The sequence below is a fragment of the Vibrio coralliilyticus genome, assembly GCF_024449095.1.
GTDB lineage: Bacteria > Pseudomonadota > Gammaproteobacteria > Enterobacterales > Vibrionaceae > Vibrio > Vibrio coralliilyticus_A.
This window is the reverse complement of sequence record NZ_CP024628.1, coordinates 568,919-584,814: the sequence shown is the minus strand read 5'-3', so window position 1 is coordinate 584,814 and position 15,896 is coordinate 568,919. Positions and strand designations below refer to the sequence as shown.

General features: G+C 44.5%; 16 protein-coding genes. 5 read left to right on the top strand and 11 right to left on the bottom strand.

Annotated features, from left to right (window positions below):
• Window positions 1-156 precede the first annotated feature (156 nt).
• Complete coding sequence (locus CTT30_RS18220) at window positions 157-858, top strand: response regulator (RefSeq protein ID WP_252037386.1); 702 nt, start codon at window positions 157-159, stop codon at window positions 856-858.
• A gap of 122 nt (window positions 859-980) precedes the next feature.
• Window positions 981-1,322 (top strand): ArsR/SmtB family transcription factor, encoded by a 342-nt coding sequence (locus tag CTT30_RS18215; protein WP_252037385.1) that lies wholly within the window; start codon window positions 981-983, stop codon window positions 1,320-1,322.
• 61 nt (window positions 1,323-1,383) lie between these two features.
• Here the strand turns inward: CTT30_RS18215 and CTT30_RS18210 are convergent, their stop codons facing one another.
• The 5 genes from CTT30_RS18210 to CTT30_RS18190 form a co-directional block, all read right to left on the bottom strand.
• On the bottom strand, window positions 1,384-1,569 hold the full coding sequence (locus CTT30_RS18210) for a DUF1289 domain-containing protein (protein ID WP_239864272.1): 186 nt from the start codon (window positions 1,567-1,569) through the stop codon (window positions 1,384-1,386).
• 79 nt (window positions 1,570-1,648) lie between these two features.
• Window positions 1,649-2,509: a mechanosensitive ion channel family protein gene (locus CTT30_RS18205; protein WP_239864273.1), complete on the bottom strand. Its 861-nt coding sequence runs from the start codon at window positions 2,507-2,509 to the stop codon at window positions 1,649-1,651.
• Between the two features lie 141 nt (window positions 2,510-2,650).
• The gene (locus CTT30_RS18200; RefSeq protein WP_239836190.1) at window positions 2,651-3,118 is read right to left on the bottom strand and encodes a DM13 domain-containing protein; all 468 of its coding nucleotides are present in this window, start codon (window positions 3,116-3,118) and stop codon (window positions 2,651-2,653) included.
• A 79-nt stretch (window positions 3,119-3,197) separates the two neighbouring features.
• Window positions 3,198-4,427, bottom strand: coding sequence for a peptidase T (pepT, locus tag CTT30_RS18195; protein WP_239874753.1), 1,230 nt, complete (start codon window positions 4,425-4,427; stop codon window positions 3,198-3,200).
• 173 nt (window positions 4,428-4,600) lie between these two features.
• Window positions 4,601-5,809 (bottom strand): NupC/NupG family nucleoside CNT transporter, encoded by a 1,209-nt coding sequence (locus CTT30_RS18190; protein ID WP_252037384.1) that lies wholly within the window; start codon window positions 5,807-5,809, stop codon window positions 4,601-4,603.
• A gap of 575 nt (window positions 5,810-6,384) precedes the next feature.
• Between CTT30_RS18190 and CTT30_RS18185 the strand changes: the two genes are divergently transcribed.
• Complete coding sequence (locus CTT30_RS18185) at window positions 6,385-6,831, top strand: exoribonuclease R (protein WP_239864276.1); 447 nt, start codon at window positions 6,385-6,387, stop codon at window positions 6,829-6,831.
• Window positions 6,832-6,986: 155 nt separating this feature from the next.
• Here CTT30_RS18185 and CTT30_RS18180 read toward each other — a convergent pair whose 3' ends face one another.
• From CTT30_RS18180 to kbl, 3 genes are all read right to left on the bottom strand, one after another.
• The gene (locus CTT30_RS18180) at window positions 6,987-7,709 is read right to left on the bottom strand and encodes a carbonic anhydrase (protein ID WP_239836186.1); all 723 of its coding nucleotides are present in this window, start codon (window positions 7,707-7,709) and stop codon (window positions 6,987-6,989) included.
• A 250-nt stretch (window positions 7,710-7,959) separates the two neighbouring features.
• On the bottom strand, window positions 7,960-8,991 hold the full coding sequence (tdh, locus tag CTT30_RS18175; protein WP_252037383.1) for an L-threonine 3-dehydrogenase, zinc-binding type: 1,032 nt from the start codon (window positions 8,989-8,991) through the stop codon (window positions 7,960-7,962).
• Window positions 8,991-10,187, bottom strand: a complete 1,197-nt coding sequence (gene kbl / locus CTT30_RS18170) for a glycine C-acetyltransferase (protein ID WP_252037382.1) — start codon at window positions 10,185-10,187, stop codon at window positions 8,991-8,993. Before kbl ends, tdh begins: the two co-directional genes overlap by 1 nt.
• Window positions 10,188-10,771: 584 nt before the next feature.
• Here kbl and CTT30_RS18165 point away from each other — a divergent pair.
• Both CTT30_RS18165 and gloA2 read left to right on the top strand, forming a co-directional pair.
• On the top strand, window positions 10,772-11,698 hold the full coding sequence (locus tag CTT30_RS18165) for a LysR family transcriptional regulator (RefSeq protein ID WP_252037381.1): 927 nt from the start codon (window positions 10,772-10,774) through the stop codon (window positions 11,696-11,698).
• Between the two features lie 11 nt (window positions 11,699-11,709).
• Window positions 11,710-12,096, top strand: coding sequence for an SMU1112c/YaeR family gloxylase I-like metalloprotein (gene gloA2 / locus CTT30_RS18160; protein WP_252037380.1), 387 nt, complete (start codon window positions 11,710-11,712; stop codon window positions 12,094-12,096).
• 113 nt (window positions 12,097-12,209) lie between these two features.
• Here gloA2 and creD read toward each other — a convergent pair whose 3' ends face one another.
• The 3 genes from creD to CTT30_RS18145 all read right to left on the bottom strand — a co-directional run bounded on the left by creD (window position 12,210) and on the right by CTT30_RS18145 (window position 15,755).
• Window positions 12,210-13,556, bottom strand: a complete 1,347-nt coding sequence (gene creD / locus CTT30_RS18155) for a cell envelope integrity protein CreD (protein WP_252037379.1) — start codon at window positions 13,554-13,556, stop codon at window positions 12,210-12,212.
• Between the two features lie 73 nt (window positions 13,557-13,629).
• Window positions 13,630-15,069: a two-component system sensor histidine kinase CreC gene (creC, locus tag CTT30_RS18150; RefSeq protein ID WP_252037378.1), complete on the bottom strand. Its 1,440-nt coding sequence runs from the start codon at window positions 15,067-15,069 to the stop codon at window positions 13,630-13,632.
• Window positions 15,070-15,071: 2 nt separating this feature from the next.
• Complete coding sequence (locus CTT30_RS18145; RefSeq protein ID WP_239836179.1) at window positions 15,072-15,755, bottom strand: response regulator; 684 nt, start codon at window positions 15,753-15,755, stop codon at window positions 15,072-15,074.
• Window positions 15,756-15,896 lie beyond the last annotated feature (141 nt).

Sequence of the window (15,896 nt, the reverse complement as noted above, 5' to 3'; positions counted from 1 at the left end):
TCAATTCTAGCATCCAACATATTCAATCAGTAAACATATCATTGATTTAAAACAAAAATAATCAGATGAACTGGAATAGCCAGTTATTGGTTCGATATTTGCAGAACTCGTATAATTCGAGCAACGCTACTCTCACATAGTTACAAGGAGAGGTTTATGACAACATTCGAACCTAGAACATTTACCATTCTTGTTGTAGAAGACAATAACTTGTCTCGCAAATCACTCATAGGCATGCTGTTTAAAAGTGGTTACGAAAACATTCTGAGCGCAGCAGACGGCCAAAGTGCAATAGAAAAAATAGCACAAAGCCATATTGATTTAGTCATCACAGATATCAATATGCCTCATATTAACGGATTAGAATTGATTAAAGCTATTCGTATGGGGAATACTAAAACCCCGCCAGAAACCAGTATTATCGCTGTTACAGCGCTCTCGGACACCAAAACAATATCAACCTGCATGCGTTTCGAAATCGACGCATTTCTGTCAAAACCGATCAAAGTCAAAGACACCCGAGAGCAAATCGAGCAAGCGATCACCGCACACTCAGAATTGTATCAACAGCATCAATACCATGATGTCGTAACCGACATTAATCGAGAGTCCTCGAATGCGACAACACCTCATGCTACAACGAATTCCAACCAATTTATTACACTCGCGAGCCTGGCTGAGCTACAAGCAGGAATGACGTTAGCAGGCGATATATTTGCAAATAATGGCGGGTGTTTATTGAAAGCGGGAACATTACTCGATAGCCGCCTAGTGAATCGGCTCAAAGAGCTCAGCTTAATCATTGACAAGCACCCAATTCGAGTTCAATTGGAAGATATGCAACCGGAAGGTGTCTGAATCTAGCAGACATCTATCCACTCGCAAAACCCTACTAACAGGACTGCTTTTTTTGTTGCACCAGAAAAAAACCATCAGTATATTCAATCGCGATTTGACGATTATCAATTAGTATCACTCATATGACTAACCAATGTAACTTAGCAAACCAGCGAGCATTCTCAACAACAGATGCTGAAATCGCACTAGAAACTGCATTTGCTCTCCAAGCAAAAGCACTTTCTCACCCTGCCCGCGTTAGAATTCTTAAGATTTTAGTAACATTGGATAACCTTGGAGGCTGCCTAAACTGTGATCTGGTATCGCAGTTAGAACTGGCACAATCAACCGTATCTGAGCATTTACGTATTCTAAAACAAGCTGAGTTTATTATTGCAGAGCCGAATCCCCCTAAGGTGTGTTATAGAATCAATCGCCATGCTATCGCAGATTTTGAGCATGTATTTAATCATCTCTTTAATTGAATGCCTTAGCGATTAAGCGCTCAGCTCATGCAAACTTTTCATACTGATCATCAATCGGGCGCTACCGACTTCTTTTCTTTCTGCGTTCTGCACAACGTACTAGCACAGCGCGTTTTTCCTCATCCGTATAAGAGCGCCACTCCAATATCTCATTGAGCGTTCGAAAACACCCTAAGCAAATGTCATCACCATCAAGGCAGCAATTTCTCACACAAGGGATGGGCACCTTTTCAACGACAGTCTTCATCTTCACCCTCTCATGTTAACACTAGCGGTTGAAGATAGAGCTGTCGAATAGAAGCGTTTTAGGCACAAAAAAGAGAGCCTCAGCTCTCTTTCTCCTCGTCTTTCTTTGGCGGGAACCTCTCTTCATAGAGTTCCATAAAGTCTTTTCTGATTTCCTGCTCTAGATGAGTCGCCTTATCAGTCGGGCAAAAAATCATGAAATGAACCACTTGCTCCCCTGTCGCGCCGCTATTGATATGAATATGAGGTTCTGCCCCCGGCAAATCAACACCAGCGTGCTTCTCGATCATGGCGTTATAACGTGTTGCAACATCGCTGAAATAATGGCAATGCTCTTCGATTTTCTCGATCATTATCGGCACTAGTGGGTACAAATTGACAAACTCAGCCAAAACAATCGAAAAATTATGATAAACATAACGTTTCATGAAGTTGAGGTTTTTCACCGGATAAGTAAAAAACATACTATTGGGGAGGGTCGCGGTTTTCCCCGTGTAGTGGTACTGGCCATGGTGGAGGTCGATTTCCTGAATGACAGTAGCCATCATGTTGTGCTCAATCACTTCACCACAAAGCTTACCAACTTCAATCCAATCACCAACTCGAAATGAACGAGAACTGGCTCTTTGAATCGAGCCGGTAAAACATAAAATAATTTCTTTAGATGCCACAACTATCGCCACGGCAATCGCCGTTACCGAAAGAGCGAATTCATTGATCTCAGACTTCCACAGAATGAAAAGTAGCAGAACGGTCACGGCAAATGCACCATTCTTGGTGCGTGACATCCAGTTACGTTGTTTCTCAGACACAAAGGCAACATCGCCACGTATCTTCGATAAAATGATGCGGCGGATTACGACTACACATACCATAATCAGCGCTGTGAAAATGAATTTATGAGTCAGAAGAAAATCGATGACAACTTGCACTTTCTCCATTCTCGGCTCCTGTTTTTGTTATATAAGAAAGGGGCAAACGCCCCTCATACAAATCTATACATGCTCAATAATAACTTCCCATACTTGTTGAGAAGGATCCAGTTTACATTGCTATAAATACAGGCTATGTGCTGTGAGACACTATTTAAAACGCGCAGAGGTGATAAATTCACCAAAGGTTTCACACCAAACTATCACCGTATTATATTCTGCTAAACTCACATCACTCGGTAAATCGAGAGTAAAACGGTCAAATGTCTTCACGTCACCGACTTTCACCATGGTCTGTTTTTGTTGATTAAAGTCAGCTTCGGTTTCGACAAACTGTGGCGATAAATAAAGCTTATAATCCGGCCCCGGAGCTAATTCACCAACAAAAGCGATTTTGTCCTGACTGATAGACACTGATCCTTCGCCCCAATGCAAAAAATCACTGTCTTTCCTATCACGCTGGAAGGTCGCCGTATAAACGGCATTGTTAGTGACATTCTCTACTGAGCTCATCGAAGGCGAATCAGGCTGGATGAGTATAGGTAAGGCATAGATGCCAATTGCAAAACCAACACCACCACACATAAGATGTGTAAACAGTAAAAAAATCCTTTTCATCCCTGAAACCTCTGTTTATCGAGCATACTCTAATAAATGTACACGATAATCAATGAGATAACAGGAATATATCAAGATTTTATCTATAGCTCAGTGCGGTTCTTTCTGACAAGGTCATAATGACTTTAACAGCCTGCTCCATAGCCTCAATACTGATAAACTCATGAATTCCATGAAAATTATAGCCACCAGTGAAGAGATTAGGACAAGGTAACCCCATGAATGATAACCTTGCACCGTCGGTACCACCGCGAATTGGCTTAACGTTTGGTTCGATATCACAGGCGATCATCGCTTGTTTTGCTAGCTCTATGATATGAGGGTGCGGCTCAACCATCTCCTTCATATTGAAGTAGCTGTCTGTCAGTTTAAGCTCTACTCGACCTTTGGTTAGCGTTTCATTGAGCTCGTTCACTTTGCTCTGCATAAAAGCCTTGCGTTGCTCAAGTCCATCACGTTCAAAATCCCGAATGATATAACCTAACTCGCAACGTGCAACGGTCATTTCCGCAGATTTCAAATGGTAGAAGCCTTGATATCCTTCCGTTGCCTCTGGCGTTTCATCAGTAGGCATCAACAACTGGAACTGAGCTGCAATGTTCATGGCATTCACCATTTTATTTTTTGCCGTTCCTGGGTGTACGTTGACACCATGGCAAATGACATCGGCACTGGCTGCGTTAAAGTTCTCATACTCCAGTTCACCGGCAGGACCACCATCAATCGTATATGCCCATTGCGCGCCGAATTTCTTCACATCAAACAAGTCTGCTCCACGACCAATTTCTTCATCTGGTGTAAACCCAATACAAATATCACCATGTGGAATACTTGGGTTCGCTTGCAATTCAGCGATAGCGGAAATAATTTCAGCGATGCCCGCTTTGTTATCCGCACCGAGAAGCGTTGTACCATCTGTGGTGATAAGGTTATGCCCATGAAGTCGGTGCAGCTCGGGGTACTGAATAGGAGAAAGCACTTCATCCCCCTTACCAAGTGCAATATCCCCCCCCTGATAATCCTCAACAATCTGAGGCTTGACATTTTTTCCTGACGCATCAGGTGCGGTATCCATATGAGCGACAAAACCTATCGCAGGGACATCATAATCGACATTACTTGGCAGTTTCGCCATCAAATACCCATTTTCATCAAGCGAAACATCACTTAACCCCAGTTCTATTAACTCTTGTTGCAAAAACTGGGCGAACGTTCTCTGTCCTTCACTACTTGGACATTTGGAACTTGAAGGATTGGATTGTGTGTTAAAAGTTACGTAGCGCAAAAAACGTTGAATCAGCTCATTCATAGCGGTATCTCTTATTATTGTTGGAAATCTCCCAGACGGGATGCTCCCATCCTACGCCTACAACAAATCGAAACGTTGCTATAAATCAGTTTTGGCTCAAATAGATAAGTAAAGCCCAGCTTCATAAACTGGGCTTTGTACTTCTTTTATAGATTTTAGAATCTAGCGATGGGTTAAAGCAGAATGAAAATCCCCGCTAGGCATGCACTCATTAGGTTCGCCAGTGTACCAGCAAGTACTGCTTTTATGCCTAAATTAGCCACTTCAGAGCGGCGCTCTGGCGCAATCACACCAATAGAGCCAAGCTGAATAGCAATCGAACCTATGTTGGCAAAGCCACACAGTGCAAATGTGACGATCACTTGGGTGTGTTCAGAGAGTAGCGCTTTGTGCTCGACAAAGTCGATGAAAGCCACAAACTCATTCATGACAATTTTCTGGCCAATGTAAGAGCCCGCCATCAGCATTTCATTTGCCGGCACGCCAATCACCCATGCCAGAGGAGAAAACAGGTAACCAAACAGCGTTTGCAGCGTCAATCCGCTAAAGCCCGCCACGTCACCCAAACTTTCCAGGCCCGTGTTGACCATGGCAATCACGCTCACGAACGCAATCAACATGGTACCGACAGCAACGGCGACCTTCATACCATTCATTGCACCACTTGCTAGGGCATCAATCACATTGCTGTCTTGCGCTTTGTCCATCTCAATATCAGATTGGTCGCTTGGTGTTTCACGCTCAGGCACAATGATCTTTGCCATCATCAAACTACCCGGCGCGGCCATAAAGCTCGCGGCAATTAAGTACTTCAGCTCAACGCCCAACCCAGCATATCCACCCAGCACACTACCGGCTACAGAAGCCATACCACCGGCCATCACAGCGAACAGTTCAGAGCGAGTCATACGCGAAAGGAAAGGTCGAACAAGAAGTGGAGACTCACCTTGAGATAGGAAGATGTTACCGGTAGCAACCAAAGACTCAGCTTTACTCGTCCCTAGGAACTTTTGGATACCACCACCGATAAACTCGATAACCTTTTGCATAATACCAAGGTAATAAAGTGCAGAAATTAGCGCACTAAAGAAAATAATGATAGGAAGAACACGAACCGCAAAGATAAATCCTGTATTGGCTAAATCACCAAATAAGAACCCAATGCCTTCATCAGCAAAGCCTAATAGACTAGAAACACCATTACTTAAACTGGTGAGTGCGGTTTGTCCCCAAGGGAAGTACAAGACTAAAGCGGCAAAACCGACCTGAAGTAACAAAGCGCGAGAGACTGTTTTCCAGTTGATTGCTTTGCGACTCTCTGACAACAACACAGCACACAATAATAGTGTCGCAACACCGATTAATCCGAATAGGACATTCATTAAAGATAACCTCTACAAGCATTGAAAAATAGCTGGTCCGGTCCGTGGGGTCATTCACCATTCCATGTGACGGCTTGTATTGGTAGAGCTGTCGCTCTTAACCGGGCGGTAAGTATAGCGAACATAATGAGAGATTCATCACATATTTTCACGCAAACGTTCAAGCGCTCAATCTATAAGCAATACTTTCACCCCTGATAAGATTGACCAGGGAAACTAGGAGCAAGTGTATAAATTGTGCATTTTGTTGCTATGAAATAATGAACCAAGATCACAATAACTAATATGTAACCAAATTCATTTACGCAAAAAGTTTGGCAATTCACGATTTGCCATCTAGGTTTATAAAAGTATCAACTAACGTACTAGTGGCAAAAGAATTCTCTAACAACGTCAGCAAGCTAATAACGCAAACACAACTGCATATTGCCCCACCGTTTGGTGGGGCTATTTTATTTGGAGCAATTTAGAGCGCTGATTGGGAACTTCATGCTAAGCAGTAACTCAATTAGAGCTAGATTTATGCCACTAGCGGTATAGAATAATCGCCCCTTTAACAGATGCCAGAGATCACCATGCAACGCGATTACACCCTCTCATCCCTACAAGCTACCCCAAGAGAAGAGCTGGAAGAACTGAGTCTACGAATGATCCACCGCCTGATCGCAGAAGAATCGATGACGGAGCTGTTTACGTTCGATGCCGATGAGACGGAATCCAAAGACAAACTGCAAGAGGCGCAGTTTGATGCCATGTTAAGGATGAGTGCGATCGCTCTGAGTGAACTGCCAGCCCTTTTCAGCGAATCAGACAATCAACAGCAAAACACGCTACGCATGCAACGTTTACTGCTTTGGCATTTCTATTCGGTTTCGTTTCACCTTGAACAGGCAATACCTCTTGAAGTCCATTGTCAACATGTGGAAGTGCTGCTTAAACAAGCCCCAACCAACGCATTAGAGTGGGTCACAACGTTAACCGACTTACTGCGCCAATACGCGGCCATTAGCCAAAGTCGCTAATTCGAACTCGGTAGAACTGCGATCGCCCAACCTCACATCATTGTGAGAATCGCCACTCGGATACTGAGTGTGAAAGGTAAGCAAAAACCAGACTAAGGTATGTCAGTGCTGCTTCACAGCCGCTGAAAAGGCCGGGATGTCCCGGCCTGATTATTTTAATCGTTAGTGAGAACGACACGAGCATTCTGTTTTTGAATTGGGCGGTTGTTGTTACCCATCACCATCTGCATTTGTTTTGCCTGTTCCGTCGTTAAGGTTTGCGCAGATTTAAGCACAAACCAGCGTACGCCTTCAGAACAAGGTGGCGTCGTCAGAGAGCCATTAAAGCGGTAGTACTCTCCCGTTGCAGGCAACATATCTTTTACCGCAAACGGCGTTTGTAGCCTCACGGTTTGACCGGGTTCAGGCATGGTCGCCGTCAACTGTGTGATCTGGTTGTTTTCCCCTGGTGCTGCGTTATACATCACAGCAACAACCGCTAGGTTGCCATCTTTATCCGCATTGACAAAGTGCGCTTCCAAGGGAAAGTGTTGACCACGAATATGGTTTTCTGAAGGCGTATGGAAGTGGAACTGCGCCAGATTAAACTCAACTCCATCTACTGTCACGGCGTTATTCCCCTCAACAACCGCTTGAAGTGTATGTCCGTTATTCGTCAGCCCAGTCACCATCCCCTGATATTCAATGTTGAGTGGCATCAGCTCCGCGTCAACTACATCCTTGATATCAATCGGGCTTTGGTTTTTGCCAGTGGCACACTCTTTGGCAACATCTCCCCAATGTTCAGGCCCTTTATCCCCTTTGTAACCCCATTCCGAGGCCTGAACCGTTCCCGCCATCGCAATCATCAAACTTGCGGCAATCAATGTGTTTTTCATGTTATTTCCTTATTATCGTCACCAACGGAAGATCGGCCACCATCATAAGTCGATGACCAAATTCATGAGTAGTAGGAAAACTTTGATTACCTGCGAATTTTGGAACCGGATACAAAAAAGTGAAAGTTTCTTTTTTGTCAATTTCACTGGAGGCTGTCGGTGTTTGACTAACATTGCCAGTTTGATCTTGCCCTACAAAAAAGGCGACAGTTTAACCTGTCGCCTTTTACTATTCAGAATCTAGATTCCATTATTCCCAGTCGAGAATCACTTTACCTGATTGGCCGCTACGCATTGCGTCAAAGCCTTTCTGGAAGTCATCAACCTTAAAGTGGTGAGTGATGATTGGCGTCAAGTCTAAGCCCGATTGAATCAATGATGCCATCTTGTACCAAGTTTCGAACATCTCGCGGCCGTAGATACCTTTAATCACCAGACCTTTGAAGATCACTTGGTTCCAGTCGATACCCATGTCTGATGGCGGAATACCTAGCAGTGCAATTCGGCCGCCGTGGTTCATTGTCTTCAGCATGGTGCTGAATGCTGCCTGAACACCCGACATTTCAAGGCCAACATCAAAGCCTTCCGTCATACCCAGCTCTTCCATTACGTCTTCAAGCTTCTGTTCCGCAACGTTAACTGCACGGGTCACGCCCATTTTACGTGCAAGATCAAGACGGTATTCGTTCACGTCTGTAATCACAACGTGACGAGCACCTACATGCTTAGCGACTGCCGCCGCCATGATACCGATTGGGCCAGCACCTGTGATCAGTACGTCTTCACCCACAAGGTCGAAAGACAGTGCCGTGTGTACAGCATTGCCGAAAGGGTCAAAGATTGATGCTAGATCGTCTGAGATACCTTCAGGGATCTTGAACGCGTTAAACGCTGGAATCACTAGGTATTCAGCGAATGCACCTTCACGGTTTACACCCACACCAATGGTATTACGACACAGGTGAGTGCGGCCGCCACGACAGTTACGACAGTGACCACAAGTGATGTGACCTTCGCCAGAGACACGGTCACCGATTTCAAATCCGCGAACTTCCTGACCAATGGCAACCACTTCACCCACGTATTCATGACCAACGACCATAGGAACAGGAATCGTGTTCTGAGACCACTCATCCCAGTTGTAGATATGAACGTCTGTACCACAAATCGCGGTTTTCTTAATTTTGATCAGAATGTCGTTATGGCCAACTTTCGGTTTTTCAACCTCAGTCATCCAGATGCCTTCTTCAGGCTTTAACTTAGATAGCGCTTTAATTTTCATTACTTAATGATCTCCATGTCACGACCCACTTCGATGAAGGCATCGATGGCGCGATCAAGTTGCTCGCGCGAGTGTGCCGCCGACATTTGTGTACGAATACGTGCTTGGCCTTTTGGTACGACTGGGAAAGAGAAGCCAATAACGTAAATGCCTTTTTCTAGGGCGCGCTCTGCAAACTCAGCCGCGACTTTTGCATCGCCAAGCATGATTGGAATGATCGCGTGGTCAGCGCCACCCATAGTGAAACCAGCGGCTTCCATACGAGTGCGGAAATGTGCTGCGTTTTCCCATAGACGGTCACGTAGGTCACCACTTTGCTCAAGAAGATCAAGAACTCGGATAGAAGCATTAACGATCGCTGGTGCTACCGAGTTTGAGAACAGATATGGACGAGAACGCTGACGTAGCCAATCAATCACTTCTGCTTTACCTGAAGTATAGCCGCCTGATGCACCGCCCATGGCTTTACCTAACGTGCCTGTGATGATGTCGATACGATCAACCACATCGTGGTACTCGTGAGTACCTGCGCCTGTTTTACCCATGAAACCCACCGCGTGAGAGTCATCGACCATAGTCAGTGCGCCGTACTTATCAGCAAGGTCACAAATAGCTGGCAGGTTAGCGACTACACCATCCATTGAGAATACGCCGTCTGTGACGATAAGGATGTTACGAGCGCCCGCTTCTTTAGCTGCGATTAGCTGCTGCTCAAGCTCTTCCATGTTGTTATTTGCGTAACGGAAGCGCATCGCTTTACACAGACGAACACCATCGATGATTGAAGCGTGGTTAAGTGCATCAGAGATGATCGCGTCTTCTTTGCCCAGAATCGTTTCGAACAAACCAGCATTAGCGTCAAAACAAGAGGTGTATAGAATTGTATCTTCTTTACCAAGGAACGTAGAAAGTTTTTGCTCCAGCTCTTTGTGAATGTCTTGAGTACCACAAATGAAACGAACAGACGCCATACCAAAGCCGTGCTTATCCATACCCGCTTTACCCGCTTCAATCAGCTCAGGGTGGTTAGCTAGGCCAAGGTAGTTGTTAGCACAGAAGTTAAGTACTTCTTCACCTGTAGAGATTTTGACAGCCGCTTGCTGTTGAGAAGTGATAACGCGCTCTGACTTGTAAAGACCTTCAGCCTTTACTTCTTCAATCTGTTGTTTGATCTGTTCGTAGAATGCAGAAGACATTTCAAATTCCTTCCTAGTTATTATGTTAAGCACATTGCTTATTCATCACCTTCGTTTTTTCGAAGGCGTAAAAAGTTGCCTTAAGTGTAATTCAAGCACGTTACTTTCATTATCCCATCAGGTGGAAAAACATTCGTGAATCACAGGCACAAATAAGGTTTTTTTATGATAAAAGTCACAGTCCATCTTTCCGATTAGATATAAAATTGCTGTCTAACAGTAATCAAGATTAGACACTTATGGATGTATAGGTGGATAAATATAGTGTGCTGTGTAGCTATGGGAATGCATTAAAGACTGTAAGAAACAAAAACAGGCGTTGGTTGCTTTGACCTACCCGCCTGTTTTGATGACATAAATGTACACGCGTGTTACTTTTCTAACACTAAGGTGACTATGGTGAGCAATACGACTGCGAATGCGGCCAGCAAGATATCTTGCATCATTGATCCCAAGTCAAGAAGAAAACCTGGTTCTTGCACTTTGAGTACCTCTTGCTGTTTAACATTTGACCACCTTATCGATACAACAAATTATTAACAACCGATTTAATTCTCAATTTAAAGACATATCACGGTTTCAACTTGGTTAATTCAAAACTTATCGCTTTGCTCCCAGATCTTGCATCCTTCATTTTGATCGTTGATGAAGGTAGCTTTACAGCCGCTGCCAAAAAGCTCGAAGTGACCCCTTCAGCACTGAGTAAATTGATCACTCGGCTTGAGTTTGCACTATCTGCAAAGTTGTTCGAGCGTACCACCCGAAAACTGGTGATCACGCCGACAGGACAGCAGGTATACGATCAAGCGATCGTGATGGTAAACGCCGCCCAGCAAGCTTGGGAACTTTCAACCACTGATCACAAACAAGCAACAGGCTCTCTTACCATTGCAGCGCCAGAGGCCTTTCTCAACTCTGTTTTGCAGCCTTTTGTCGTGCCTTTCTTAAAACAGTACCCAGACATTCAGCTCAAATTGCGGGTGGCTGATGGTGAGATCGATCTACTCAGAGACGGGATCGATGTCGCCTTCAAACTCACCGATAGACCCGATGAAAACTTGGTGCTTAAAGAAATTGGTAAAACGAATCTGGTGCTTTGTGCAAGTCCCGCATACATCGAACGGCGCGGGATGCCCTTACACCCTACCGACCTACAACAGCATGATTGTCTATATCTAGCTGAAACAGAACGAGATAACATCTGGGACTTCTTCAAAGATGACGAATTCCATTCAATGACGGTGTCAGGTCGCTATGCAGTAAACCACTCTCAAATGAGACTCACTGGAGTAAAAAACGCACTAGGGATCGGCATATTTCACGACTTTGTTATTGCAGAAGCCGTTGAAAAACAACAGGTTGTGCCTGTACTCCCTGATTGGACCATCAAAAGTAATTACCATGGTGCCATCGCCATGCAGTACCCGCAAACCAAATACATGCCCGCTCGTCTGCGTGTTTTTATCGACTACATTAGCCAAGCGTTAGGCGATAAACTCGCCAGCCATTAACGAGAACTCCTATGTTTAATACAATTCATCACGTAGCGATTATTTGCTCTGATTACCCAGTGTCTAAGCAGTTTTATACTGAGGTGTTGGGGCTGAAGGTCTTGGCAGAAAATTATCGAGAGGAGAGATCTTCTTACAAACTCGATTTAGAGCTCCCAGACGGCTCGCAAATTGAGTTGTTCAGCTTTCCCAGTGCACCGAAAAGGCCGAGTTTCCCAGAAGCAAAAGGCCTACGTCATTTAGCTTTTGCGGTAGATAGCGTTGAAGAAGTCAAAACATACTTAGAAGGTAGAGGGGTTGCCGTCGAAGCCGTACGTATTGATGAGTTCACCGGCAAGGCCTTTACCTTCTTTCAGGATCCAGATGGTTTACCACTGGAAATTTATCAGACTGAGTAAATCCTTGTTATCGCCGATTAGTCATGATGAATCCACGGAACCTTTGCTCAAGAGACCAGATAAACACTTTCTCAAGCAAACTGCGTCGTACTCGCTTTTTAATCGGCTTAGTATCACTCATTCTGCGCTTCTCCCCTAGCTTTTGGTGGCTGTACGACTTTTTTACTGCGTTGATACCAATCTACCTTTCTGGTGATAACCATAACGAAAGCCAGGATCACAAAGCACAATACTGTCCCCATCAGGAGTGCGTAACTTTCTGCCTCAAGTAACCCGAAGAGTAATCCGTATAGACACAATAAACTCGCACCAAATACTGCCCCCTGCCTGGTGTTGTCTAGCATACCGCTGACGTAGACACTCAAGAGGCTGGTCGAAGCCAAAACAGAAATGACGTAAGCCCAGTTAAAACCAGTATGTTCACTGAGTGAGATCAGTAATAGATAGAACAACGCCAAAGCAAGGCCAACAAAACCATATTGAACAGGGTGAACAGGGCGAGCCTGAAACAATTCAAGCAAGAAGAAGCTGGCAAATACTAAGGTGATGACAAGAAGAGAGTAATTAATAGCACGGTGTGATTTAAGGTAATGATCAACCGGGTCAATGAGGTCAACCCCCATTTGACGTTGCTCTAACTCATCACAAGACGAGGCTTCTTCCATGCAGTTCTTAAACAGTTGCGTAATATTGGATGAAAAGTTGCTGCTAGCCCATTTTGCACTAAAGCCAGATTCTGACACATCCGACGCTACTGGCAGATAGTCACCGATAAAACTCGGGTGTGGCCATTTTGATGACAGCGTTACTGAGGTGGTATTCCCAATTGGTGTGACTTGAAGTTTCCCCATCCCCTGTAATAAAAAACTCAGATTAAAATCAAGAGATTGGTTAGGATCTAAATGAACCAAATCAAGTGAAGTATGAAAACCTTGAGCCAGTTGTTTAATACCTGTACCCGGCACTACATTAAATGTCTTACTGCCCAGCTTCATTGCATCTAACTTAACTAAACCTCGGCTATCTTTAATACCAACTACCATAGTTACTTTTTTGATCTGATGTTGCTTAAGCTTATTTAGCAACGAAAGATCGAACGATCCTTTGAGCGCACTTTGCGCTTTGTATAAGCGAGCTTTGTAGATGCCTCTATATTTCTCGAAGCTGTCTAAATGAGCTGTCATATCAAAAATATCTGGCAAAATGTAAGCCTGCCGCTCAACCGTATAAGTCCGTTCTTCACTGCTAACCGTTTCGGTGAAGTCTACCGCAATGAATGGACCTATAATACGTTGCTCACCACTGCTACTGCGTGCGATTTCCTCTCTCACTTCTTGCTGACGGTAAGCGCGCTCGGAAACAAGGCCACTCACCATAGAAACCGGGATTTGTAATAAGACAAACAAAAGCAGCACAAAGCCAAACTTCATGCCAAGCTGATTATTAAAGATTTTTTTCATCTGTTTTCTCCTTAACTGATGTGGCTAATGTAAAACAGCCACTTGGAGAAGAGATGGAGCGTTTATGGAGTTTTTATGGAGAAGGAAAGCTCAAAGTGACTTTAACACCTTGGTCGACATTCTCAATCAGCAATAAACCCTTATGCAGTTTGGCAACTTGCTCAACAAAATTCAGCCCAAGCCCAGTACTTTTCACGCCATTTTGGCGAGCAAGAGAATAAAATCGCTCTGTAAGCCTTGGCATCGCGTAATCTGGAATACGTGGCCCGTCATTAGATATCGACAAAGCAACTCGATCACCTGATTGTGAGTAACACCAACGAATCGCGCCATTGCAATCCACAAAATCCAGTGCATTATCCATAAGGTTGAACAGGGCCTGCTGGAACATAAAGCGATCACCAACGATCTCAAAATCAGACTCTATAACGACTTCACATGTGACTCCTTTAGCATTGAGTCGAGCATCGGAGGCCGCTAAAATCTCATTAAGCATAGTGTTGATGTTGATCGGTTCCTGCTTATCCAAATGTGGTTGCTTCTCCAGTCGAGCCAACTCCAATAGTTTGTCGACCAAAGACTGCATCCTATCGCTCTCGCGCTCGATGTTTGTCGCAAAACGCGCTACTTTTTCATCGGATAACGGCATCTGTAATATTTCGCTTGCTCCCTTAATCGCTGAAAGCGGGCTTTTGAGTTCATGCGTCAATGTTTGCACATACTCTTCGACATACTGCTTACCATCGAGTTGATTACGCATGTTTTCTAATGCGTTACTCAAAGTCCCATATTCATAAAACACGCGAAAGCTTGGTTTAGTGACCTTCTCTCCTTGGCCCATTTTTACCGCGTAATTTTCCAACTTATTCAGCGCCGAGTGAATACGCCATGCGAACAAAGCCCCAGCCAGCAATACTAACCCGCTCATCCACACCATCCAAAACAAGACATTTCGCTTCGACAGGTCAATAAATGGCTGAACCGAACGGTTGGATTTAGCCACCGTCACGCTGCCAATAATTTCACCCTTATGATAAATAGGGGCTGCGACATGCATCACTGTTGATAGAGGATCATCTGGATCTTCAGCAGTACTTCTCGCCCCGTATTGGCCACGTAACGTGAGATAGACATCGTTCCATCTCGAATAATCTTCTCCGACATCCTGTTGCCACGAGTCCGCAATCACAACCCCATTTTTGTCTGTGATGTAAATGCGATGATTGATCGCTTTCTTACCGATTTCCCAGATACGAGCTTTGGGCTCTCTTAAGCCATATGCAGTAAGAAGTGTTGAGAATCGACTCTCTGAAATTTGGCCATTCGCCACGTCTTCTTCCGCAAGCACAGCCAAGAGGTTGGCCATATCCACCAGCGTTTCTTCGGTCGTTTGTCGAACCGTCGGTTTAAGCTCCTGAATCACCGTAGTGCTCACGGTATAGGCCGTCAGACCGACAAGAACAAAATATAAAAAGAACAGTCTTAATCCGAGTGGGATCTTAGGCCATTGCATCGTTACTCATCCGTTTGTTCGTAGTAGTAACCGAAACCACGCTTAGTGCAAATACGATCATTCATGGCAAAGGGCTTGAGCTTGTTGCGTATCGCTTTAATGTGGGAATCGATATTACGCTCATAAGACGTATGCGGTGTCATATCAGCCGCTTGCATCAATTGCTCACGGCTTAAAACACGACTGGATACAGCAATAAGTTTGCTTAAGATCTTAAACTCAACGGCAGTCAAACCTAATGATTGGTCACCAACGCTGTAATCAAAGTTGTCCGCTTTTAACTCACTCTCATGTTCTTTCGGCGGTTGGTCTAAGGTGAAGCGTGATTTGATACGCAGCTTGATTCGTGCCAGCATTTCTCTTGGGCTAAAAGGTTTAGTGACGTAGTCATCGGCACCAATCTCCAACCCCACCACACGATCGATTTCCTCATGTCTCGCAGTCAGAAAAATAATCGGCACATCAGAAAACTCTCGAATGGATTTACAAAGTTCAAATCCATTCCCATCCGGTAAGCCAACATCAAGCACCACTAACGCTGGTTCGCTCTGCTTGATGAAGGCCAACCCTTCTCTCGCGGTTGAAAACCATGCAGTCTGATAGCCATCCATTTCGATAACATGAATTAAGTTTTCGGCAATGGCTGGTTCATCCTCAATGATGACGATCGTTGTTTTATCGCTCAATGTGCTAACTCCGTACAACCGTATTTCTGTTATATGACGAATATATAATTACAGACAATCATTGATGGGAATAGCTTAAAGGCCAAAGAAGCGCATAGGCCAAGTCACTTGGCCCATTTCAATCAAGTCATAAATGGTGAA

Bases quoted from the DNA above. Each gene is read 5' to 3' on its own strand.
- CTT30_RS18220 (WP_252037386.1), top strand. From the start codon at position 157: ATGACAACATTCGAACCTAGAACATTTACCATTCTTGTTGTAGAAGAC.
- CTT30_RS18215 (WP_252037385.1), top strand. From the start codon at position 981: ATGACTAACCAATGTAACTTAGCAAACCAGCGAGCATTCTCAACAACA.
- CTT30_RS18210 (WP_239864272.1), bottom strand. From the start codon at position 1,569: ATGAAGACTGTCGTTGAAAAGGTGCCCATCCCTTGTGTGAGAAATTGC.
- CTT30_RS18205 (WP_239864273.1), bottom strand. From the start codon at position 2,509: ATGGAGAAAGTGCAAGTTGTCATCGATTTTCTTCTGACTCATAAATTC.
- CTT30_RS18200 (WP_239836190.1), bottom strand. From the start codon at position 3,118: ATGAAAAGGATTTTTTTACTGTTTACACATCTTATGTGTGGTGGTGTT.
- pepT (WP_239874753.1), bottom strand. From the start codon at position 4,427: ATGAATGAGCTGATTCAACGTTTTTTGCGCTACGTAACTTTTAACACA.
- CTT30_RS18190 (WP_252037384.1), bottom strand. From the start codon at position 5,809: ATGAATGTCCTATTCGGATTAATCGGTGTTGCGACACTATTATTGTGT.
- CTT30_RS18185 (WP_239864276.1), top strand. From the start codon at position 6,385: ATGCAACGCGATTACACCCTCTCATCCCTACAAGCTACCCCAAGAGAA.
- CTT30_RS18180 (WP_239836186.1), bottom strand. From the start codon at position 7,709: ATGAAAAACACATTGATTGCCGCAAGTTTGATGATTGCGATGGCGGGA.
- tdh (WP_252037383.1), bottom strand. From the start codon at position 8,991: ATGAAAATTAAAGCGCTATCTAAGTTAAAGCCTGAAGAAGGCATCTGG.
- kbl (WP_252037382.1), bottom strand. From the start codon at position 10,187: ATGTCTTCTGCATTCTACGAACAGATCAAACAACAGATTGAAGAAGTA.
- gloA2 (WP_252037380.1), top strand. From the start codon at position 11,710: ATGTTTAATACAATTCATCACGTAGCGATTATTTGCTCTGATTACCCA.
- creD (WP_252037379.1), bottom strand. From the start codon at position 13,556: ATGAAAAAAATCTTTAATAATCAGCTTGGCATGAAGTTTGGCTTTGTG.
- creC (WP_252037378.1), bottom strand. From the start codon at position 15,069: ATGCAATGGCCTAAGATCCCACTCGGATTAAGACTGTTCTTTTTATAT.